The following is a 20,424-nucleotide window of genomic DNA, read 5'->3' on the forward strand; positions in this document are numbered from 1 at the left end:
CACAGCCTGCCCAGAGGCTCAGCCGAGGTGGTTCTGGTCGGCCAGGATCGCCTCGTCCAGGGCTTCCAACAGCCCCTTGCGCACTTTCAGCTTGGTGTTCTTGTGCGCCAGCATGTTCAGTTTCTTCAGTTCGCGGGCTGCGGCCAGGGCGGTTTCCTGCAATTGCTCGGCCGCCACCACCTTGTCGAGGAAGCCGGCTTCGCGGGCGCCCTGCGGGTCGAAGATCTCGGCATTGTTGACTGAGCGCTGGAAGGCTGCGCGGCCCAGGCGGTCACGGGCCAGCTCGATGCCGGCGTGGTGCATGGTCATGCCGATCTGCACTTCGTTCAGGCAGATCTTGTACGGCCCTTCGACGCCGATGCGGTAGTCGGCCGACAGCAGCAGGAAGGCGCCCTTGGCCACGGCGTTGCCGGGGCAGGCGACGATCACCGGGAACGGGTGCGACAGCAGGCGACGGGCCAGGGTGGAACCGGCGGTGACCAGGCCGACGGCCTCCTTGGGCCCGGCGGTCATCACCTTGAGGTCGTAGCCGCCGGAAAGAATGCCCGGTTGGCCGGTGATGATCACCACCGCGCGCTCTTCCATGGCGCGGTCGAGCGCGGCATTGAAGGCGTTGATGACATCCGGCGAGATGGCGTTGACCTTGCCGTTGTTCAGGGTCAGGGTGGCGATGCCGTCTTCGGCGTGGTAGGTAATCAGCTCGCTCATGGCAGAGTCCTTTGGATGGCGTGGCGACGACGTTACCCAGCCCGGATGGCCAGGTAAAGCGTCAAGACTGACTGGTCGGTCAGCGCCAGGGCGCCACGCCTTGCGCCAACGGGGCAGGGGCCTGGGCGTGGGGAAAAGCGCTGGGCACAATGGCAGCATCGCCTTGATTGGCCGTGTTTTTCTATCGACTGGCTTAAGCACATGAAAATTCTGAAAAAAATACTTGCCAAAGGAAAGCGCTTCTACTAAATTAGCGCGCCTCGACAGGCTGAACAGCTTGCAGAGAAAACGGTGAAGTGTCCGAGTGGTCGAAGGAGCACGCCTGGAAAGTGTGTATACGAGAAATCGTATCAAGGGTTCAAATCCCTTCTTCACCGCCACATTCTACGAGAAGCCCCCGAATCGAAAGGTTCGGGGGCTTTTTGTTTTCCGCCGCTCCTGCAGGAAGTAGCCCAGCCCTTTGGGGCTGGGCTGTCGCGAGAGAACTGCTACCCCTGTGGGAGCGGGCTTGCCCGCGAAGCAGGCGCTGGGGTGCCTGGCACCGGCTCCGCCGGCAAGCCCGCTCCCACAGGCCCAGCTAAATCAATGGCTTACGGTTCTGCTTCGCCAGCAAGGCTGGCTCCCACGGGAGGGGCGACCTCAGAAGCTGACCGAGGCCGATAGCCTGGCCGTGCGCGGCGCGCCTTGGAACAGGTAGTTGTCGCCCAGGTAGTCGCCCACGTCGCGCCAGTAGCGCTTGTCGAACAAGTTGTCGACGGTCAGGCGCAGCACGGTGTCGTAGCCACCGATCTGGGTGCGGTAGCGGCTGCCGATGTCGAACACGGTATAGCCGCCGACCTCGACATTGCCCGCTTGGCTGGCGTACTTGCTGGCGCTGTAGCGGGCGCCGCCGAGCAGTGCCAGGCCTGGTACCGGCAGGGCATAGTCGGCCTGCAACGCGGCGCGCAGGCGCGGGACGTTGATCGCCTGGTGGCCTTCGTAGGCGTCGGTGTCGCTGTCCTGCACACGGGCACGGATTGCCGCGGCGCTGGCCTGGATCTGCAGCTTAGAGGTGACCCAGCCGCTGGCGCCGAGCTCCAGGCCGGTGTTTTTCTGCTGGCCGGCCTGCACATAGGTTGGCGCCGTGTTCGCCTCGGGGCGGGCGTACTGATAAGCCTGGCGGATCTGGAACAGCGCGGCCGTGAAGCTCATGCCCTGCCAGTCGCGCTTGATGCCGACTTCGAGCTGGCGCGACAGGGTGGGGGCGAGGATTTCGAAGGCATTGCTGGCATACCAGGGCGCCGTGCCTCCCGCCGACAGCCCTTTCGAATAGCTGGCGTACAGCGTGGTGTCCGCTTGTGGCTTGTAGATCAGGGCGGCGTTGGGCAGTAGCTGGTATTGCCGGGTATGACGGCCGGCTTCACCGGTCTCCTTCCATGTTTTCTCGTCCAGGCGTACTTCTCGGGCGCCGATTACAGTCTGCCAGTGCTCGTTGAACGTGATGTGGTCACTGAAGAACAGGCCGTACTGGCGGCTGTCCAGTCGGCGTTCACTGTCGCGAATCGGCTTGTCCGAAGGAGGCAGTGCGGGCGCGCCGGCGTGGATGTTTCCGGGGCCTCGCCATTCGTTGTAGCCAGGCCGCTGATCCAGCGTGCGGCGTTGCGCGCTGGTACCCACGGTCAGTTCGTGGCTTACACCCAAGGCATCGAAGCGTCCATCGAGCGTGGCCTGTGCCTCATCGATCCGCCGGGTATCGTCGGGGCTGCGGAAATCATAGATGTCGTAGTCGCCATTGCCGCCAAAGAAGGCACCTTCGCTCGAACCCCAGGCAAACGCACTGTAGTCGTCGATCACCACCTTGCTGCGCGACGCGCTCAAGGTGCCGTTCCAGTTATCGTTGAACTGGTACTTGAAGCGCCCGCCAAGGTTCAGCGAGTCGTTCTGCACCGGCTTGGCCCAGGACTGCCAGGCCAGGTGGTCCTTGGGATCGACGCCATGGGGTAGTTGGCTGCCGCCGAGCAGTTGGTAGCCTGGCACCGAGAACTGCTCGCGGTGCTGGTACTCGGCGTCCAGCTCCAGTACCGCGTCCGGGTTGATCTGCCAGTCGAAGGCCACGGCGGCGAAGTCGCGCTTGCCGTCGGCATGGTCGACGTAGGAGCGGATGTCTTCATGGGCCAGGTTCAGCCGCAGGCCGAACTGGCGCTCGGCGCCGAACCAGCCGCCCAGGTCGGTGGCCAGGTAGCGTTCGCCCTGCTCGTTGCTCGAAACCGTGATCGAGCGCACGTCCTCGGCGCGCTTGGTCACATAGTTGACCAGCCCGCCGGGCTCCGACACGCCGCTCTGCAGCCCGGACAGCCCTTTGAGCAACTCCACCTGCTGCTTGTTCTCCAGCGCCACGTTCTGCTCGCCGGCGATGGTCTGGCCATTGATCCGGTAGCTGCTGGCGGCATTGAGCTCGAAGCCGCGCACGTTGAAGTTCTCGTAGTAGCCGATCGGCGCGTAGCTATCGCCCACCGAGGCATCGCTTTGCAGCACTTCGCTGAGCTTGCGCACCTGGCGGTCGTCGAGCAGTTGGCGGTTGAACACGCTGACCGCAGCGGGAGTGTCGAGCAGCGGGGCGCTGTGCAGGCCGCCGATCTGAGCTTCGCGGGCCTGGTAGCCGCTGTCGTCCTGCACCTGCGAGATATGCACCGGGGCCAGGGTCACGCTGTCGGCGGCAAGGCCCTGGCTGCTGTGCAGGGCTAGGCCCAGGCCGAGCAGGCCAAGGGGCAGGCGAGGGCGAAGCGGGGTCATGCAGGGCTCCTTGAAAGGCGGACGCGCCGTTATCGGTCGGCAGCTGTCGGACGGGCAAAAGGGCGCCATGGTAGCAGGCTGCCGGGCCTTTCAGGGGATGGCTGGAAGCGTGGGCGCAACGCTACCGCCCCAGCGCGAGCAAGCCCGCACCCACAGCGACGATGCGTGGCTCGGGGGCTACGTGGTCACTGCAGGAGCAGGCTTGCTGGCGCAAAGGCCAATACGTTGGATACGAACGACGCCGGTCGCGATTCAGGCCGCGATCGGCCGTTGCTGGCGGCGCCAGCTGTCGTCGATCTTGGTCCAGGTCTTGCCGTCGGTGATGGCCAGCAGTTTGCGGCCATCCTTGAAGGTGGCGAGGAAGGTCACCTCGTCCTCCTTGCCGCCGAGCAGCAGCCCGGCGAGCAGGCCGACCGGCCCGGCCACCAGCGCGCCGGCCACCCCCCAGCCCAGGGCGCTGCCCAGGCTGCGGGTGGTCTCGAGGTTGGCCAGCTTCAGGTCCTTGATCCGCGTCAGCGAAATACGCTCTCCGGGCGAGGGGCTGCGTGGGGTCTTGAGAGTGAGCGCTCCATTGCGATACTCGCCTTCACCTTGCAAGAAATCGCCGGATTGCACCGTGAGTCTTGTCATTGTGTCGTCCTGTCAGGAAGGGGCTTTTGACCAACGCCTACTGAGCGCCTGGCGGTACTGCAAGTCAACGGGCAGGCGACGGAGGGTCGTGTGACCAGTTGCCGCATGCGGTGTCGCCAAAACGAGGCGGCGCGAATGAACACCAGGCGCAAGTCGCGTTTTCATAAGTAAACTTCGATTGGTTATATAAATAATCCGCCGCACATGACTGGAACTAATGGTTTCAGGCGGTGCGGCTGATCCATCGCAGTTTGCGCAAATAAGTGCGGCACAGATGAATTTTCGAAAACGAAAAAATGACGTCAAAAAGTGCTGGACATGAAGTTTCAATTTGTGTCAGTTTTTTTGCGCCTCATAAGGGCGAGTGACAGGACGTTCTCGCCAGGTGGGAGAACGCCTGTCTGACATCAACGGCTTTTTTGTTAAACAAGGAAGTAACCTGCATGTCGAAAGTCAAAGAAAACGCTATTGCTTCTGCCGTCTCCGCACTGCAACCGAAGGGGCCTAGTTCGTCCTTCGGCCTGATCGATAGCTTTGCCCACCAGTACGATCGCGGCGGCGCCAATATCAATGGCAAGAAGTCCTTCACGGCCGACCAGGCCGCCGATCACATCCTGCGTGACGGCGCCTACTGGAAAGACCTGAACAAGGACGGCACCATCAGCCTCAGCTACACCTTCCTGACCAAGGCTCCGAGCGATTTCACCGCGCGCAAGCTCGGTACCTTCAGCCAGTTCAGCGACCTGCAGAAAGAGCAGGCCAAGCTCGCCATGCAGTCCTGGTCGGACGTGGCCAAGGTCACCTTCACCGAGGCCGCCTCGGGCGGTGACGGTCACATGACCTTCGGCAACTTCAGCGCCAGCAATGGCGGCGCGGCGTTCGCCTACCTGCCGTTCGATACCCCGGGTTCGCACAAGGGCGAGTCCTGGTACCTGATCAACAGCGGCTACCAGGTCAACATCACCCCAGGCACCGGCAACTACGGCCGCCAGACCCTGACCCACGAGATCGGCCACGTGCTCGGCCTGTCCCACCCCGGCGACTACAACGCCGGCGAGGGCAACCCGACCTACCGTGACGCCGACTACGCCCAGGACACCCGCGGCTACAGCGTCATGAGCTACTGGAGCGAAAGCAACAACGGCCAGAACTTCATCAAGGGCGGCGGTCAGTACTACGCCTCGGCCCCGCTGATGGACGACATCCTGGCGATCCAGAAGCTCTACGGCGCCAACTACGCCACCCGTGCCGGCGACACCACCTACGGCTTCAACTCCACCGCTGATCGCGACTTCTACTCGGCCACCTCGGCCTCGTCGAAGCTGGTGTTCTCGGTGTGGGACGGTGGCGGCAACGACACCTTCGACTTCTCCGGGTTCACCCAGAACCAGAAGATCAACCTCAACGAGGCGTCGTTCTCCGACGTTGGCGGCATGGTCGGCAACGTGTCCATCGCCAAGGGCGTGACCATCGAGAACGCCATTGGCGGTTCGGGCAACGACCTGCTGATCGGCAACGCGCTGGCCAACGTGCTCAAGGGTGGTGCCGGCAACGACATCATCTACGGCGGCGGCGGTGCCGACCAGCTGTGGGGCGGCACTGGCTCGGACACCTTTGTGTACGCGGCCATCAGCGACTCGACCAAGGCGGCGCCGGATCGGATCATGGACTTCACCTCGGGTGTGGACAAGATCGACCTGTCGGCCATCTCGGCCTTTGCCGTGAACAAGCTGCCGCTGCAGTTCGTCAACGCCTTTACCGGGCATGCCGGCGAGGCGCTGCTGACCTACGACCAGGCCACCAACCTGGGCAGCCTGTCCATCGACTTCACCGGAAACAGCTCGGCGGACTTCCTGGTGACCACCGTTGGCCAGGCCGCTGTCACCGACATCGTGGTCTGATGCAACGAAGGGGCGGCGCTTGCGCTGCCCCTTTTTGCCCGACGAGGCCGGTGAATGAAAGCGAATTTGCGAACGATCGCGCTCGGCGCGGTCACCCTGATGGCGATGACCGAGGTAGGTATGGCGAGCAGCCTGTTACTCCCCAATCCGGCGCAACTGGCCGGTGATTGGACGCTTTATCCCGACGCGCAGCAGACGCCGGTGTGCAACCTGCACCTGGGCGCCAGCGAAGGCGAGATCGAAGGTGACCTGGACTGTGCCCGCGACCTGCTGGGCCTGCGCCCCGGCAGCTGGCTGGTAACGCCCGATACCCTGGCCCTGGTGGGGGGCGACGGCAGCAGCGTGGTGCACTTCAGTCGTGACGGCGGGCACTATGCCTGGACCCGTCCGGACGGTACGCAACTGGTGCTCCAGCGCCAGGCCAAATAACCCCGCCCTGGAACTTTCAAGTTCCAGGTAAACAAGGGCGAAACATGAAACTACCGAGCAAAAAGCCCGGGGCGCCTTTGTGGGCGGCGCTCGGCGAATTTAAATCAACCTTGATCAGCGTGGGTTGTTTCACGGCCTTGATCAACTTGCTCATGCTGGTGCCGTCGATTTATATGCTTCAAGTGTACGACCGTGTCCTGAGTTCGCAGAACACGACAACTTTGTGGATGCTGACCCTGATGGTGATCGGCTTCTTCGTGTATATCGGCGCGCTGGAAGCGGTGCGCAGTTTCATTGTCATCCGGGTGGGTAACCAGCTGGAAAAAAGTTTCAACCTCAAGGTCTATCGCGCCGCCTTCGAACGCAACTTGCGCCAGCGTGATGGTGCCGCCGGGCAGGCCTTGGGCGACCTCACCCAATTGCGCCAGTTCATCACCGGCCCGGCGTTGTTCGCCTTCTTCGATGCGCCCTGGTTTCCGATCTACCTGGCGGTGATCTTCGTCTTCAACGTCTGGCTCGGGGTGATGGCCACGGTCGGCGCGCTGCTGCTGATCGCCCTGGCGCTGCTCAACGAGCGCATGACCCACGCCACCCTGGCCGAGGCCAGCGGCTTCCAGCAGCAATCGACGCAACTGGCCGGCAGCCAGTTGCAAAGCGCCGAAAGCATCCAGGCCATGGGCATGCTCGGCGCGCTGCGCCAACGCTGGTTCAGCCTGCACGGGCGGTTCCTCGACCTGCAGAACAAGGCCAGCGACACCTCGGCGGTGATCACCGCCACCAGCAAGGGCCTGCGCCTGTGCCTGCAATCGCTGGTGCTGGGGCTGGGCGCGCTGCTGGTGATCGAGGGGCAGATGACCCCGGGCATGATGATCGCCGGTTCCATCCTCATGGGCCGGGTGCTGGCGCCGATCGATCAGTTGATCGCGGTGTGGAAGCAATGGAGCGGCGCCCAGTTGGCCTACCAACGCCTGGATGACTTGCTGCGCGAGCACCCCGAACCGCCGACGCCGATGCCCTTGCCGGCGCCGAGCGGGCAACTGAGCGTAGAGCAGATCAGCGCCGGCCCACCCGGACGCGACCAGGCGACCTTGCAGCAGGTGCACTTCAGCCTGGCGGCGGGGGAATTGTTGGGCGTGCTGGGGGCCTCGGGCTCGGGCAAGTCGACCCTGGCCAAGGTGCTGGTCGGCGTGTGGCCGACCCTCGGCGGCCACGTGCGCCTCGATGGCGCCGAACTCAGCCAGTGGGACCGCGAGGCCCTTGGTCCGCACATTGGCTACCTGCCACAGAACATCGAACTGCTGCGTGGCAGCATCGCCGAGAACATCGCCCGCTTCGGCGCGCTGGACAGCCACCAGGTGGTCGAGGCGGCACGCCTGGCGGGGGTGCATGAGCTGATCCTGCGCCTGCCCCAGGGCTACGACACACGCCTGGGCGAGGCGGGTGTCGACCTGTCTGGCGGGCAGAAGCAGCGCATCGCCCTGGCGCGCGCGTTGTACGGCAACCCCAGGTTGATCGTGCTCGACGAGCCCAACTCGAACCTCGACAGCCACGGCGAGTCGGCCCTGGCCAGTGCGCTGGTCCAGCTCAAGGCCCAGGGCCGCACCGTGGTGCTGGTTACCCACCGCAGCGCGGCGTTGGCCCAGGCCGACAAGTTGCTGGTGATGAACGAAGGCCGCATGCAGGGCTTCGGCCCGGCACGGGACATTCTCCACGCCATGGGCCAGGCCCAGGCGCAACGACCGCTGCAGGCCGGAGGTGGCGCATGAGCCGACACGACCGTGATGCCCGTTTCCATGTGCGCCTGGGCTGGGCGCTGACGCTGCTCGGCTTTGGCGGGTTCATGGCCTGGGCGAGCCTGGCGCCGCTTGACCAGGGGGTGCCGGTGCAAGGCACCGTGGTGGTCTCGGGCAAACGCAAGGCGGTGCAGTCGATGGCGGCGGGCGTGGTGAGCCGGATCCTGGTCAGCGAGGGCCAGGCGGTGCATCAGGGCGAGCCGCTGTTCCGCCTCGACCGTACCCAGGCGCAGGCGGATGTCGAGGCCTTGCAGGCCCAGTACCGCATGACCCGCGCCAGCCTGGCGCGCTGGCAGAGCGAGCGCGACAACCTGGCCCAGGTGCGCTTTCCCGGTGAACTGCTGGAAGACACCGACGCCCGCCTGGCGTTGATCCTCGAAGGCCAGCGCCAGCTGTTCGACAGCCGCCGCCAGGCCCAGGCCCGCGAGCAGGGCGCGTTGGCAGCGAGCATCGATGGCTCCCAGGCCCAGCTGGGCGGCATGCGCCGCGCCCGTGGCGACCTGCAGGCCCAGGCCGACTCCCTGCGCGAGCAGCTCGACAGCCTGCGACCGCTCGCCGGCGATGGCTACATCCCGCGCAACCGCGTGCTCGAGTACCAGCGCCAGTTGTCTCAGGTGCAGCGTGACCTGGCGCAGAACGCCGGCGAAAGCGCACGCCTGGAGCAGGTGATCGTCGAGGCCCGGCTCAACCTGCAACAGCGCCGCGAGGAATACCAGAAGGAGGTGCGCAGCCAGCTGGCCGAGGCCCAAGTCAAGGCCGCGACCCTGGAGCAGCAGCTCAACTCCGCGCAGTTCGAGCTGCAGCACAGCGAAATCCTCGCGCCTGCCGACGGCATCGCGGTCAACCTCGGCGTGCACACCGAAGGCGCCGTGGTGCGGGCCGGCGACACCCTGCTGGAGATCGTGCCCCAGGGCACCGCGCTGGAAGTGGAAGGGCGCCTGCCGGTGAACCTGGTGGACAAGGTGGCCTTGCAGCTGCCGGTGGACATCCTGTTCACCGCGTTCAACCAGAACCGCACGCCGCGGGTGAGCGGGGAGGTGGCGCTGGTCTCCGCCGACCAGTTGATCGACGAGCGCACCGGCCAGCCCTACTACGTGCTGCGCAGCACGGTCAGCGATGAAGCGCTGGCGCGTTTGCAAGGCCTGTCCATTCGTCCGGGCATGCCCGCCGAACTGTTCGTGCGCACCGGCGAGCGTTCGCTACTCAACTACCTGTTCAAACCCCTGCTCGATCGTGCAGGTACCGCCTTGACCGAACAATAAGGACGCCCAGTGAAGAAGTACCCACTGATCGGGCTGCTGCTCGCCTGTGCCTGGCTGCCGACCGCCACCCAGGCGGCCATGGGGCCGTTTCAGGTCTACGAGCAGGCCCTGCGCCGCGACCCGACCTACCTCGCCGCCTTCAAGGCCCGCGAGGCTGGCCAGGAATACCGCGCCATCGGCCGCGCCGGCCTGCTGCCGAACATCTCGTACAGCTACAACAAGGGGCGCAACGACTCCGAGGTACGTTACCTTGGGGATTCGCGGCGGCAGAAGGAGGACCGCAACTACAACAGCATGGGCTCGAATTTCATTCTCCAGCAGCCTTTGTTCGACTACGAAGCCTATTCGAGCTACCGCAAGGGCGTGGCCCAGGCGCTGTACGCCGACGAGAACTTTCGCGACCAGAGCCAGCAACTGCTGGTGCGGGTGATGACCAGCTACACCCAGGCGCTGTTCGCCCAGGACCAGATCGCCATCAGCGTCGCCAGCAAGCAGGCGTATCGCCAGCAGTTCCAGCAGAACCAGCGGCTGTTCGATGCTGGCGAAGGCACGCGTACCGATATTCTCGAAGCCCAGGCCCGCTACGAGCTGGCCGATGCCGAGGAGATCCAGGCGCGCAACGACCAGGATGCCGCCCTGCGCGAGCTGGGCGCGTTGATCGGCGAGCCGGCGGTGCGGGTCGAGGACCTGGCGCCGCTGCGTGTCGGCTTCACCTTGCCGGTGGTCGACCCGAGCGGCTACGAAGCCTGGCAGGAGCGCGCCCTGGCCAACAACCCGCAGCTGGCGTCATCGCGCCAGGCGCTGGATGTGGCGCGTTACGAAGTGGAGCGCAACCGCGCCGGGCACCTGCCCAAGGTCACTGCGTTCGCCACCTCGCGACGCCAGGAATCGGACAGCGGCAACACCTACAACCAGCGTTACGACACCAACACCGTGGGCATCGAGGTCAGCGTGCCGATTTTCGCCGGCGGCGGGGTGATGGCCTCGACCCGCCAGGCCAGTCGGCACCTGGAGCAGGCCGAGTACGAGCTGGACGGCAACACGCGCAGCGCCCTGATCGAGCTGCGCAAGCAGTATAACGCCTGCCAGTCCGGCGCCAGTCGCCTGCGCGCCTATGAGCGGGCCTTGGTGGCGGCCGAGGCGCTGGTGGTGTCCACGCGCAAGAGCGTGCAAGGAGGCGAGCGGGTCAACCTCGATGTGCTCAATGCCGAGCAACAGCTGGCTACCACCCGCCGTGACCTGGCCCAGGCGCGTTACGACTACCTGCTGGCGTGGATCAAGCTGCACTACCAAGCCGGGATGTTGAGCGAGACGCAGCTGGCGCGGGTGGACGAAGCGTTCATCGCGGGCAAGTCAGGCTGACCGAGCATGCGCAAAACCCTGTAGGAGCGGGCTTGTCGGACCGCCGCACCGCCGCGAAGAAGGCGACGCGGTGCTTGGCACCGGCTGCGCCGGTGTTCGCGGCTGAAGCCGCTCCCACAGCGACCGCGCTAGCTTTAGCAGTTGAGCAAGACAGTTGCTCCCACAGGGCATTCAGGCTGCCACGACCAGCTTCCCGCGCTTGCGCTCGGCCAGCCCCCACACCACCAGGGCCAGGGCGCCAATCGCCAACCCAGCCACTACGATCCCGTCCCAGCCATGCACTTCGAACAATTGCGTGCCCAGCAACGAGCCCAGCGCGCCACCGATGAAATAGCAGGTGATATACCCGGCATTGAGCCGCGTGCGCGCCTCGGGGCGCAGCACGATCACCGCGTTCTGGTTGCTCACGTGCACCAGTTGCACCGCCAGGTCGAGCAACAGCACCCCCACCAGCAATGCCAGCAACGAGCTTTGCGCGAAGCCCAGCGGCACCCACGACAGCAACAACGCCACCAGCCCCACCGTGGTGCCCAGCGGCCCTTGGCCACGGTCTGCCAGGCGCCCGGCCCAGTTGGCCGCCAGCGCGCCGACCGCGCCGGCCAGGCCGAACAGGCCGATCACCGCGTCGGAGTAGTGGTAGGGCGCATTGCTCAGCAGGAACGCCAAGGGCGTCCAGAACAGCGCGAACAGGCTGAACGCCAGCAACCCCAGCAGCGAGCGCAGGCGCAGTACCGGTTCTTCGATGAACAGGCGAAACACCGAGCCGATCAGCGCCGGGTATTTCAGCCCGGCGTGGCTGTGGTGTCGCGGCAAGCTGCGATACAGGGCGAAGGCGCTGATCGCCATCAGCACGGCCGCCAGGACATAGATGCTGCGCCAGCCCCCCAGTTCGGCCATGAAACCAGCAGCGGTGCGCGCCAGCAGGATGCCCAGCAGCAAACCGCTCATCAGCGTGCCCACGGCGCGGCCGCGTTGCTCCGGGGCGCTGAGGGCGGCGGCCATGGGCACCAGTATCTGCGCCACCACCGAGAACAGCCCGGTCAGTGCCGTGCCGAACAGCAACCACGGCAGGCTTGGCGCGCAGGCGCTGATCACCAGGCCCGCGGTGGCGATCAGGACCATGCTGACGATCAGTCGGCGCTGCTCGAACAAGTCGCCCAGCGGCGCCAGCAACAGCAGCCCGGCGCCATAGCTGAGCTGGGCGGCGATGACGATGCTGCCGGCGCTGGCGGTGCTCAGGCCGAACTGCGCGGCAATGCTGTGCAGCAGGGGTTGGGCGTAATAGTTGCTGGCCACGGCCAGGCCTGTGGCGGTGGCCATCAGCAGGATCAGGGCGCGACCGAGAGTCGGGGAGTTCATGGAGGATCTCATGGCAGGCAAGGTTGAATGGCGATCAGTATCAGGAAGTGTCCGGCATGACACCAATGTATAGTTTTCAACTTATCCATCTTGAAAGCAGATAGATCGATGAACCTCAAGCAGCTCGAATACGCCTTGGCCGTGGCCGACACCGGCAGTTTCACCCGCGCCGCCGAGCGCTGCCATGTGGTGCAGTCGGCGCTCAGTCACCAGGTGGCGCGCCTTGAGGCGCAATTGGGGGTAAGCCTGTTTGAACGCAGTTCGCGGCGCGTGCGCCTGACCCCGGCCGGCGAGGCCTTTGTGCTGAGTGCGCGGCCGGCAGTGGAGGCGGCCAGGCGGGTGGCCGACGATGTGGCCGCCGCCTGCGGCCAGGTGCGTGGGCGTTTGTCGATCGGTGAGATCAGCTCGCTGACGGCGTTGGACCTGGTCGACCTGCTGGCGGTGTTCCATGGCCGTTACCCGGATGTGGACGTGCGCTGGCTGACGGCCAAGAGCGAGCTGCTGATGGCGGATGTGTGCGAGCGGCGCCTGGATGTGGGCTTCGTTGGCCTGTGGCAGGGCGAAGCACTGCACGGTGTGCAGCACCGCTTGCTGGCCCGGGAGGAGCTGGTGGCGGTATTGCCCGAGGCCCACCGCTTGGCGGGCCGGACGCAACTGGCCCTCGCCGAACTGGCCGATGAGGTGCTGGTGGACTTCCCCGAAGGCACGGGCGCGCGCCGGCAGACCGACGAGGCGTTCCAGGCGGTGGGGGTGCGGCATCGGGTGCAGTTCGAGATCGGTCATATCCGCCTGGTGGAGAAGTTCGTCCAGCGCGGCATGGCCGTGGGGCTGGTGCCCGAGCGCATCGCCCGAGGTTTTCAGGGCGTGGCCACGGTAGCGCTGGTGGATGCCCCGGTGCGGCATCTGTATGCGGTCTGGTCGCCGAGCCCCACGCCCGCCGCGCGGGCGTTCCTCGACGTCATGGAACAGAGCCTCCCGCCGACCTGATGCTCCCCTGTAGATACCGTCTTGACCCTCACCCCGCAAGAGGGATTTTGGGGTCAAACGGTATCCCCGACTTCACCACCCCGTAAACCAGGTGCAGCAGCTTGCGCATCGCCGCGCAGACGATCTGTTTGTAAGCTTTGTGCCGGCTGCTCAACCGCTCTGCCAGTTCCTTCACAACAGGGTTATGTCTGATTGAGACAGTGCCTGACATCCACAAGCCTGCACGCAGCCTTGAGGCGCCTGTACGCGAAATAGTGCTCTTACCTATGAACTCTCCCGATTGCTGCACCACTGGGTTTAAGCCTGAAAACGCGACAATCGCAGAAGGGCTTTGGTATTTCAGTGGATCGCCCAGTTCGGCGAGCAGCAACGTAGCAGTGGTGTCACCCAAACCATCAATCGAGGTAATCAGCTCACGTCGCTTGCGCAGGTCTGGATCATCATCGATCGTCTGCTCGATGGCCTTCCTGGTCTTTTCCAGCTCTTCGTTGATGTGCCCGATTACGTCTTGAATCGACTGCTGTACCGCATCTAGTGCGACATCCAAACGATTCTGCTCCATCTGGCGCATTTCCTTGAGGTCGTCCAGTCGCCGCACCAGAGCACGCAAGCGGCGCTGCGCAGGGGGCTCAGGCTCCCACTGGCGAAGCGAGACAGCCTTTTGTTGGCCATAGGCAGCAATGACTTTGGCGTCAGCCTTATCTGTTTTGACGCGCCGAAGCTCCACGTCAGCGAATTTCGCAATCACCGCCGGGTTCAGAATGCACACCCGATAACCTTGGTTGTGACAGTGCTCGGCCAGCGCTTCGTGATAGATGCCTGTAGCCTCCATAACAATCCAGGCGCCTGGTTCAGCATGGCGCTCAAGCCAGTCGCTAAACTGCCTGAACCCTCCAGGATCATTGGACAGCTTGGCTTTGGTGCGCATCTTGCCATTGGGGAGCGGGATGGCAATGTCGAAAGATTTTTTGGCGACATCAACGCCAACAAAGACGGACATGATCTCCTCCTTCAAACTACGAAAGTCGATCACCCTACACTCAGTTCAACCTTGTTAATGCGTGCTCACGCCGGGGGCGGGCACTAGATACCGTTCGAACTCGTCGAGTGGGGTTGGAAGACCAGAGCGTTATCTACAGTGCGGGCTTGATGCCCTTGGAGCGGCTCTGCTTCAAGGCCTTCCCTCGATGATCAGTCGAGAACTTTCGCCTCTAGGGAGGCGAAAGTCGAGATACAAGGAGCGGCCTTGTGTCGCGATAGGGCCGCGCAGCGGCCCCGGCGATCTATGCGTCGACGCTGAAAACCTGGGGCTGCCTTGCAGCCCTTTCGCGGCACAAGGCCGCTCCTACAAGGGGAATGGCACCTCAGGCCGCAAAGCCGCCATCGGCGGTCAGGCTCGCCCCGGTGATGTACCCCGACTCAGGCCCCGCCAGGTACGCCACGAAACTGGCGATTTCCTCGACCTTGCCATAACGACCGATGGCCATCAGCGGAATCAGGCTGTCGGCGAACTCGCCGCTGGCCGGGTTCATGTCGGTGTCCACCGGCCCCGGTTGCACATTGTTGACGGTGATCCCCTGTGGGCCGAGGTCGCGTGCCAGGCCCTTGGTCAGGCCGACCAGCGCCGACTTGCTCATGGCGTAGGGGGCGCCGCCAGCAAAGGGCATGCGCTCGGCATTGGTGCTGCCAATGTTGATGATCCGCCCGCCCTGGCTCATGTGTTTCACCGCCGCCTGGGTGGCGACGAACACGCTGCGCACGTTGACTGCCAGCAGGCGGTCGAATTCGCCGAGGTCGAATTCGGCCACTGGCGCCACCGCCAGCACCCCTGCGTTGTTGACCAGGATATCCAGGCCACCGAAAGCCTCGGCGGTGCCGGCCACCGCCCGCTGCACGGCGCTGGCGTCGGCGCTGTCGGCGCGCAGGGCCAGGGCCTGGCCGCCGTTGCCGTTGATCTCGCTGGCCAAGGCCTCGGCGACGGCAGCGGAACTGACATAGGTGAAGGCGACTTTGGCGCCGTCCTGGGCCAGGCGCCGGACGATGGCCGCGCCGATACCGCGGGAACCACCCTGGACCAGAGCCACCTTGCCAGTGAGGGGAAGTTGTTGGGACATGCTGATCTCCTGCGTGCAAGCAAGGCCGGATGCCTTGGATGGACGCAGTATCGACCTTCGATTAGGTACTGATAAGATGGCAATCGCTATTATCTGAGTAAACTTTTGGTTGGTAATTCGCGTATGGAATCGTTCAGCAGCCTCGAATGTTTCGTCCGCAGCGCTGAGGTTGGCAGTTTTGCCGAAGCGGCTCGGCGCCTGTCCCTGACCCCGGCGGCGGTGGGCAAGAACGTCGCCCAGCTGGAGGCGCGTCTGGGCGTGCGCTTGTTCCAGCGCAGCACGCGCAAGTTGACCCTGACCGAGGCCGGGCAGCGTTTTCTCGGCGAGGTCAGCGACAGCCTGCGCACCATCCAGTACGCGATGGCCAACCTGGCCAGTGCCGAAGGCCAGCCGGCGGGGTTGCTGCGGGTGAGCATGGGCACGGTGTTCGGGCGCTTGTACGTGTTGCCGTTGCTGGGCGAGTTCCTGCGCCGTTACCCGGCGATCACCCCGGACTGGCATTTTGACAACCGCCAGGTGGACCTGATCGGCCAGGGCTTCGACGCCGCCATCGGTGGTGGCTTTGAGTTGCCGCCTGGGGTGGTGGCGCGCAAGCTGACCCCGGCGCACCGGGTGCTGGTGGCGGCGCCGACGTACCTGCAACGCTGCACGCCGATCGATCATCCGCAGGCGTTGCAGCGTCATGACGGCATCCTGATCCGTTCGCCGCAGACCGGGCGGGTGCGGTCATGGCCGCTGACCAGTCGCTGGCAGGAGCAGTGCCCGCTGCAATTGCCGCAAACCATGACCATGAGCGATTCCGACGCCGCCTGCGCGGTGGCCGAACAGGGGCTGGGCATCGCCTTGGTGAGCTTGCCGTTCGCGGTGCCGTACCTCACCGATCGTCGCCTGTGCCGGGTGTTGCCCGACTGGTACGTCGACGATGGCCACATCAGCCTGTACTACGCCGCGCACAAGCTGCTGCCGGGCAAGACCCGGGCGTTCATCGACTATGTCGTGGAGCGCTTCGCCGAGCAGGACCTGGCCAGCCGGTTCAATGCCCTGTAGGCGCCGCGCTGTCAGCTGACGGCAATGATGAACTGAACCTGCGCCAGTCCATTGACCACCAGGCTGATCTCGTCATCCACCCGTTTGCCGAGCATCTGCTGCCCCAAGGGGGCGCGCGGCGTGATCACCGTCACCTGCTCGGCGCCCTCGCCAATTTTCAGCCCGGCCCCCTCGGGCCCGAGGAACAGTCGGCGCTGCTGGCCATCTTCGTCTTCAAGGGTGACCAGGCAACCGATCTGGATCCCTCGCGCCGGATCGTAGTCGCGCAGCAGCAGTTGTTGATAAGTGACCAGTGCCTGGCGGATCTCGGCGGTGCGCCGGGCTTGCCCGGTGGCCAGGTACGAAGCCTCCAGCCCCAGGGTGTCGTACTTGTTCTCGGCGATGTTCTCTTCGGCGGTGGCCGCCTCGTAGGCGGTCTGGGCGGCGCGGCGCAGCACCTCCATGTCCTGTTCGAGGGTGGCGACGATGCGCTGGAGCAGGGCGGGCTTGTCCATGGTCAGTAGCAGAACTCCAGCACGTTGGCCTGGCTCTTGTCGGTCGGCGCGGTGCGGTTCTGCTGCAGCCAGAACTGGCACTTGGGGCTGTTCAGGTTGCGAGGGTTGCCCTGGGCGGCCTCGGCGGCTTGCTGCAGCTCTTGCTTGTGCAGGATGTCCTTGTAGTGCTCGAACATCTGCGCCTGGGCGTCGTCGGCCGGTGCCGGTGCCGGTGCGATGGCGGGTTGGACTACCGGCGCAGCGACGGCCTCGACCAGCGGTTGCGCCTGCTCCGGCCACAGGCGCAGGGCCAGCCACAGGCTCAGGGCGATGGCCACGGCGCCGAGCCACAGGCCGAAGGCGACGCACAGGATCAGCTGCACGGGCTTCAAGGTAATCTTCAGATCGCGGGGGCGGGGCATGGCGGCCTCCTGGCAGGCGGTTCGAGGCCGCCATTGTCGCATGGCACGAGGGTTATTTTCAGTGCCAGGCTTTTGTCCACAGGCATTTGCCCGCACAATTCGCGGTCTTTTTTCGCAGGCACCGGAACCTGGCCATGAAACCCACCTGGGATATCTTCTGTGCGGTCGTCGACAACTACGGCGATATCGGCGTGACCTGGCGCCTGGCCCGGCAGTTGGTGGCCGAGCACGACCTGGCCGTGCGCCTGTGGGTGGATGACCTGCAGGCCTTCGTGCGCCTGTGCCCGCAGGCCGATGCCGGGGCGGCGCAGCAATGGCAGCAAGGGGTGGAAATTCGCCACTGGCCTGCGACCTGGCCAGGCGCTGAGCCGGCCCAGGTGGTGATTGGCGCCTTTGCCTGCCAGCTGCCGGACGGCTACGTCGAGGCCATGCTCCGGCAGCCCACGCCACCTTTGTGGTTGAACCTGGACTACCTGAGCGCCGAAGACTGGGTGGAGGGCTGTCATGGCTTGCCATCGCCCCAGGCCAATGGGCTGCGCAAGTTCTTCTTCTTCCCCGGCTTCACCGACAAGACCGGCGGCCTGCTGCGTGAAGCCAGCCTGCTGCCGCGTTGCCAGGCCTTGCGCCAGGCGCCCGGTGAACGCGAGCAGTTCCTTGGCGGGCTGGGCGTCCAGCCCGAGGAAGGCGCGCGGCTGATCTCGCTGTTCGCCTACGAAAACCCGCAACTGGGCAACTGGCTGGATGCGCTGGCCGCTGCTGCGCACCCCAGCCACCTGCTGGTGCCGCAGGGGCGCATCCTCGGGGACCTGGGCACCTGGCTGGGCGAGGCGGAACTGCCTGTGGGCACGCTGCACCGGCGTGGCGCGCTGACCGTGCAGGTGCTGCCTTTCGTCAGCCAGGACGACTATGACCGGCTGTTGTGGAGCTGCGACTTCAACGCCGTGCGCGGCGAGGATTCCTTCGTCCGCGCGCAATGGGCCGGCGCGCCGATGCTGTGGCACATCTATATCCAGGAAGAGAACGCCCACTGGGAAAAGCTCGAGGCGTTCCTCGCCCTCTATCGTCAGGGGTTGTCGCCGGCCGCCGGCCACGCGCTCAGCGCGCTGTGGCGGGCCTGGAACATGGATCAGCCGATGGGGCAGGCCTGGACGGCGCTGCAGCCGCACTGGGAGGAATTGCGCGAACACGCCCGGCAGTGGCAGGCCGCGCAGGCCGCTCGGCCGGACCTTGCCACGAGGCTGGTACAGTTTTACCGAAATTCGCTATGATACGCGGCCTCGATTTTTATAAATCCATCCAGATTCGGATACTTCGTAATGAAAACTGGTAAAGAACTGAAACCCGGTACCGTACTGCGGATCGACAACGACCCGTGGCTGGTTCAGAAAGCTGAGTTCACCAAGTCGGGCCGTAACAGCGCGATCATGAAGACCAAGCTGAAGAACCTGCTGACCGGCTACAAGACCGAAACCGTATACGGTGCGGACGACAAGCTGGACGACGTGATCCTGGATCGCAAAGAAGCGACCCTGTCGTTCATCAGCGGTGACTCGTACACCTTCATGGACACCACCGACTACACCATGTACGAACTGAACGCCGAAGACATCGACGCCGTTCTGCCGTACATCGAAGAAGGCATGGAAGACATCTGCGAAGCCGTGTTCTTCGAAGGCCGCCTGGTATCGGTAGAACTGCCGACCACCATCAGCCGCCAGGTTGTCTACACCGAGAACGCCGCCCGTGGCGACACCTCGGGCAAGGTCATGAAGCCTGCCAAGCTGAAGAACGGTACCGAGATCTCGGTTGCCGACTTCATCCAGATCGACGAGTGGATCGACATCGACACTCGCGACAACAGCTTCAAGGGCCGTTCCAAGAAGTAATCCTTCTTGCGATGAGCACGAAAAACCCGGCCTTGGCCGGGTTTTTTTGTGCCTGATTTCAGGGAGGGCACATTCCCTGTAGGAGCGGCCTTGTGCCGCGAAAGGACCGCAAAGCGCTCCCAGAATTCGCAGGGCGAATCCGCTATTCGCCTGTTCCACTGTCGGGGGCGCTGCGCGCCCCTTTCGTGACACCAGGCCGCTCAGGGCTTGCTTGCGGTTACACAGTCACATGCAAGCGCACATCCACATTGCCACGGGTGGCGTTGGAGTAAGGGCAGACCTTGTGCGCCTTCTCCACCAGCCCTTCGGCATCGGCCTGGGCCAGGCCCGGCAGGTTGATGTGCAGGTCGATGTCGAGGCCGAAACCACCAGGAATCTGGCCAATACCGACCTTGGCAGTGATCGAGGCATCGGCGGGCAGGGCTTTTTTCTCCTGCCCGGCAACGAACTTCAGCGCGCCGATGAAGCAGGCCGAGTAGCCGGCGGCGAACATCTGCTCGGGGTTGGTGCCTTCACCACCCGCGCCACCCAGCTCCTTGGGCGTGCTCAGCTTGACGTCCAGCTTGCCGTCGCTGGAGCGGGATTTGCCGTCGCGACCGCCGGTGGAGGTGGCTTCTGCGATGTACAGCGGAGTGACCTTTTGCATCTTGAGCCTCGCTTGTGTGCTGTGCGCCGTCGGCGCTGAGTGGGTACGGGTTGTAACTTAGCGCGCAATTATTTAGTGCGCAAGTTAAATATTCGACCATTCATCCGAACAGCCACCCTACAGGATAGCCGTCAGAGGTGGTCTTGCAGTTGCGCGCGCAGCGCCAGCAGGTCGGCTTGCAGCTTGTGCAGCTGCTCCGCGCTATGGCCGCTGGCCTGGAGAATGCACTGCGGCACACGGCGGGCCTGGTCTTGCAAGGCGCGGCCCTTGTCGGTCAGTTGCACCAGCACGACGCGCTCATCTTCGCGGCTGCGGCTGCGCTTGAGCAAACCTTCGCTTTCCAGGCGCTTGAGCAGCGGCGTCAAGGAACCTGGGTCGGTGAGCAGGCGCTGGCTGATCTCGCCCACCGTCAGGCCGTCGCGCTCCCATAGCACCAGCATGGCCAGGTATTGCGGATAGGTCAGGCCCAGCGCCTGCAACAGTGGCTTGTAGACCTTGGTCATCAGCAGCGATGTGGAGTGCAGGGCAAAGCAGACCTGGTTGTCCAGCAGCAGTTCGTTGCAGGGGGCTTGGGTATCGGCGTTCATGCAAGTCCTTGGTATCGATGAGTGAGGAAATCTAGCACGCCAAAGC

The 20,424-nt window shown here is 64.6% G+C and carries 20 protein-coding genes and 1 tRNA gene; 10 read left to right on the top strand and 11 right to left on the bottom strand.

What is annotated here, in order from left to right:
* Nucleotides 1-18: 18 nt before the first annotated feature.
* Nucleotides 19-708, bottom strand: coding sequence for a crotonase/enoyl-CoA hydratase family protein (locus HU772_RS07170; RefSeq protein WP_186656117.1), 690 nt, complete (start codon nt 706-708; stop codon nt 19-21).
* Nucleotides 709-998: 290 nt separating this feature from the next.
* On the opposite strand from HU772_RS07170, the gene HU772_RS07175 reads away from it, so the two are divergent.
* Nucleotides 999-1,088, top strand: a tRNA-Ser gene (locus HU772_RS07175).
* A 259-nt stretch (nt 1,089-1,347) separates the two neighbouring features.
* Here HU772_RS07175 and HU772_RS07180 read toward each other — a convergent pair.
* Nucleotides 1,348-3,480 (bottom strand): TonB-dependent siderophore receptor, encoded by a 2,133-nt coding sequence (locus tag HU772_RS07180; RefSeq protein WP_186656120.1) that lies wholly within the window; start codon nt 3,478-3,480, stop codon nt 1,348-1,350.
* 252 nt (nt 3,481-3,732) lie between these two features.
* The gene (locus tag HU772_RS07185) at nt 3,733-4,110 is read right to left on the bottom strand and encodes a hypothetical protein (RefSeq protein ID WP_186656123.1); all 378 of its coding nucleotides are present in this window, start codon (nt 4,108-4,110) and stop codon (nt 3,733-3,735) included.
* A gap of 443 nt (nt 4,111-4,553) precedes the next feature.
* Here HU772_RS07185 and HU772_RS07190 point away from each other — a divergent pair, with 443 nt between their 5' ends.
* A complete protein-coding gene (locus HU772_RS07190; protein ID WP_186656126.1) occupies nt 4,554-6,011 on the top strand; it encodes a serralysin family metalloprotease in 1,458 nt (485 codons plus the stop codon).
* 54 nt (nt 6,012-6,065) lie between these two features.
* Nucleotides 6,066-6,440, top strand: a complete 375-nt coding sequence (locus HU772_RS07195; protein WP_186656128.1) for an AprI/Inh family metalloprotease inhibitor — start codon at nt 6,066-6,068, stop codon at nt 6,438-6,440.
* Nucleotides 6,441-6,456: 16 nt separating this feature from the next.
* On the opposite strand, the gene HU772_RS24925 is transcribed toward HU772_RS07195, so the two are convergent.
* A complete protein-coding gene (locus tag HU772_RS24925; RefSeq protein WP_225923175.1) occupies nt 6,457-6,594 on the bottom strand; it encodes a hypothetical protein in 138 nt (45 codons plus the stop codon).
* On the opposite strand from HU772_RS24925, the gene HU772_RS07200 reads away from it, so the two are divergent.
* The 3 genes from HU772_RS07200 to HU772_RS07210 are packed head-to-tail and all read left to right on the top strand — an operon-like array spanning nt 6,560 to nt 10,857.
* Nucleotides 6,560-8,206 carry a type I secretion system permease/ATPase gene (locus HU772_RS07200; RefSeq protein WP_264082554.1) on the top strand — a complete coding sequence of 549 codons (1,647 nt, stop codon included), beginning with the start codon at nt 6,560-6,562 and terminating at the stop codon, nt 8,204-8,206. The genes HU772_RS24925 and HU772_RS07200 overlap by 35 nt on opposite strands.
* Nucleotides 8,203-9,495 (top strand): HlyD family type I secretion periplasmic adaptor subunit, encoded by a 1,293-nt coding sequence (locus HU772_RS07205; RefSeq protein WP_186656132.1) that lies wholly within the window; start codon nt 8,203-8,205, stop codon nt 9,493-9,495. The genes HU772_RS07200 and HU772_RS07205 overlap by 4 nt, the downstream gene beginning before the upstream one ends.
* 9 nt (nt 9,496-9,504) lie before the next feature.
* Nucleotides 9,505-10,857 carry a TolC family outer membrane protein gene (locus HU772_RS07210; RefSeq protein WP_186656134.1) on the top strand — a complete coding sequence of 451 codons (1,353 nt, stop codon included), beginning with the start codon at nt 9,505-9,507 and terminating at the stop codon, nt 10,855-10,857.
* A gap of 171 nt (nt 10,858-11,028) precedes the next feature.
* Here the strand turns inward: HU772_RS07210 and HU772_RS07215 are convergent, their stop codons facing one another.
* The gene (locus HU772_RS07215; protein ID WP_186656136.1) at nt 11,029-12,216 is read right to left on the bottom strand and encodes an MFS transporter; all 1,188 of its coding nucleotides are present in this window, start codon (nt 12,214-12,216) and stop codon (nt 11,029-11,031) included.
* A gap of 108 nt (nt 12,217-12,324) precedes the next feature.
* On the opposite strand from HU772_RS07215, the gene HU772_RS07220 reads away from it, so the two are divergent.
* Nucleotides 12,325-13,203, top strand: coding sequence for a LysR family transcriptional regulator (locus tag HU772_RS07220; RefSeq protein WP_186656138.1), 879 nt, complete (start codon nt 12,325-12,327; stop codon nt 13,201-13,203).
* A gap of 28 nt (nt 13,204-13,231) precedes the next feature.
* Here the strand turns inward: HU772_RS07220 and HU772_RS07225 are convergent, their stop codons facing one another.
* Together HU772_RS07225 and HU772_RS07230 are read right to left on the bottom strand one after the other, a co-directional pair.
* A complete protein-coding gene (locus tag HU772_RS07225; protein WP_217858722.1) occupies nt 13,232-14,203 on the bottom strand; it encodes an IS110 family RNA-guided transposase in 972 nt (323 codons plus the stop codon).
* Between the two features lie 364 nt (nt 14,204-14,567).
* Nucleotides 14,568-15,317: a 3-oxoacyl-ACP reductase family protein gene (locus HU772_RS07230; protein WP_186662507.1), complete on the bottom strand. Its 750-nt coding sequence runs from the start codon at nt 15,315-15,317 to the stop codon at nt 14,568-14,570.
* 123 nt (nt 15,318-15,440) lie between these two features.
* Between HU772_RS07230 and HU772_RS07235 the strand changes: the two genes are divergently transcribed.
* Nucleotides 15,441-16,364, top strand: coding sequence for a LysR family transcriptional regulator (locus HU772_RS07235; protein ID WP_186662508.1), 924 nt, complete (start codon nt 15,441-15,443; stop codon nt 16,362-16,364).
* 11 nt (nt 16,365-16,375) lie between these two features.
* On the opposite strand, the gene HU772_RS07240 is transcribed toward HU772_RS07235, so the two are convergent.
* Both HU772_RS07240 and HU772_RS07245 read right to left on the bottom strand, forming a co-directional pair.
* On the bottom strand, nt 16,376-16,858 hold the full coding sequence (locus HU772_RS07240) for a GreA/GreB family elongation factor (protein WP_186662509.1): 483 nt from the start codon (nt 16,856-16,858) through the stop codon (nt 16,376-16,378).
* A gap of 2 nt (nt 16,859-16,860) precedes the next feature.
* Nucleotides 16,861-17,259: a hypothetical protein gene (locus tag HU772_RS07245; RefSeq protein ID WP_186662510.1), complete on the bottom strand. Its 399-nt coding sequence runs from the start codon at nt 17,257-17,259 to the stop codon at nt 16,861-16,863.
* Nucleotides 17,260-17,393: 134 nt separating this feature from the next.
* On the opposite strand from HU772_RS07245, the gene earP reads away from it, so the two are divergent.
* On the top strand, nt 17,394-18,527 hold the full coding sequence (earP, locus tag HU772_RS07250) for an elongation factor P maturation arginine rhamnosyltransferase EarP (protein WP_186662511.1): 1,134 nt from the start codon (nt 17,394-17,396) through the stop codon (nt 18,525-18,527).
* A gap of 48 nt (nt 18,528-18,575) precedes the next feature.
* A complete protein-coding gene (efp, locus tag HU772_RS07255) occupies nt 18,576-19,145 on the top strand; it encodes an elongation factor P (RefSeq protein ID WP_060483780.1) in 570 nt (189 codons plus the stop codon).
* A 217-nt stretch (nt 19,146-19,362) separates the two neighbouring features.
* Here the strand turns inward: efp and HU772_RS07260 are convergent, their stop codons facing one another.
* Complete coding sequence (locus tag HU772_RS07260; protein WP_134693075.1) at nt 19,363-19,791, bottom strand: organic hydroperoxide resistance protein; 429 nt, start codon at nt 19,789-19,791, stop codon at nt 19,363-19,365.
* A 131-nt stretch (nt 19,792-19,922) separates the two neighbouring features.
* Nucleotides 19,923-20,378, bottom strand: a complete 456-nt coding sequence (locus tag HU772_RS07265) for a MarR family winged helix-turn-helix transcriptional regulator (RefSeq protein WP_186662512.1) — start codon at nt 20,376-20,378, stop codon at nt 19,923-19,925.
* Nucleotides 20,379-20,424 lie beyond the last annotated feature (46 nt).

It is taken from the genome of Pseudomonas xantholysinigenes, from assembly GCF_014268885.2.
GTDB classification, from domain to species: Bacteria; Pseudomonadota; Gammaproteobacteria; order Pseudomonadales; family Pseudomonadaceae; genus Aquipseudomonas; species Aquipseudomonas xantholysinigenes.

Bases quoted from the DNA above. Each gene is read 5' to 3' on its own strand.
- HU772_RS07170 (WP_186656117.1), bottom strand. From the start codon at position 708: ATGAGCGAGCTGATTACCTACCACGCCGAAGACGGCATCGCCACCCTG.
- HU772_RS07180 (WP_186656120.1), bottom strand. From the start codon at position 3,480: ATGACCCCGCTTCGCCCTCGCCTGCCCCTTGGCCTGCTCGGCCTGGGC.
- HU772_RS07185 (WP_186656123.1), bottom strand. From the start codon at position 4,110: ATGACAAGACTCACGGTGCAATCCGGCGATTTCTTGCAAGGTGAAGGC.
- HU772_RS07190 (WP_186656126.1), top strand. From the start codon at position 4,554: ATGTCGAAAGTCAAAGAAAACGCTATTGCTTCTGCCGTCTCCGCACTG.
- HU772_RS07195 (WP_186656128.1), top strand. From the start codon at position 6,066: ATGAAAGCGAATTTGCGAACGATCGCGCTCGGCGCGGTCACCCTGATG.
- HU772_RS24925 (WP_225923175.1), bottom strand. From the start codon at position 6,594: ATGAGCAAGTTGATCAAGGCCGTGAAACAACCCACGCTGATCAAGGTT.
- HU772_RS07205 (WP_186656132.1), top strand. From the start codon at position 8,203: ATGAGCCGACACGACCGTGATGCCCGTTTCCATGTGCGCCTGGGCTGG.
- HU772_RS07215 (WP_186656136.1), bottom strand. From the start codon at position 12,216: ATGAACTCCCCGACTCTCGGTCGCGCCCTGATCCTGCTGATGGCCACC.
- HU772_RS07220 (WP_186656138.1), top strand. From the start codon at position 12,325: ATGAACCTCAAGCAGCTCGAATACGCCTTGGCCGTGGCCGACACCGGC.
- HU772_RS07225 (WP_217858722.1), bottom strand. From the start codon at position 14,203: ATGTCCGTCTTTGTTGGCGTTGATGTCGCCAAAAAATCTTTCGACATT.
- HU772_RS07230 (WP_186662507.1), bottom strand. From the start codon at position 15,317: ATGTCCCAACAACTTCCCCTCACTGGCAAGGTGGCTCTGGTCCAGGGT.
- HU772_RS07235 (WP_186662508.1), top strand. From the start codon at position 15,441: ATGGAATCGTTCAGCAGCCTCGAATGTTTCGTCCGCAGCGCTGAGGTT.
- HU772_RS07240 (WP_186662509.1), bottom strand. From the start codon at position 16,858: ATGGACAAGCCCGCCCTGCTCCAGCGCATCGTCGCCACCCTCGAACAG.
- HU772_RS07245 (WP_186662510.1), bottom strand. From the start codon at position 17,259: ATGCCCCGCCCCCGCGATCTGAAGATTACCTTGAAGCCCGTGCAGCTG.
- earP (WP_186662511.1), top strand. From the start codon at position 17,394: ATGAAACCCACCTGGGATATCTTCTGTGCGGTCGTCGACAACTACGGC.
- efp (WP_060483780.1), top strand. From the start codon at position 18,576: ATGAAAACTGGTAAAGAACTGAAACCCGGTACCGTACTGCGGATCGAC.
- HU772_RS07260 (WP_134693075.1), bottom strand. From the start codon at position 19,791: ATGCAAAAGGTCACTCCGCTGTACATCGCAGAAGCCACCTCCACCGGC.
- HU772_RS07265 (WP_186662512.1), bottom strand. From the start codon at position 20,378: ATGAACGCCGATACCCAAGCCCCCTGCAACGAACTGCTGCTGGACAAC.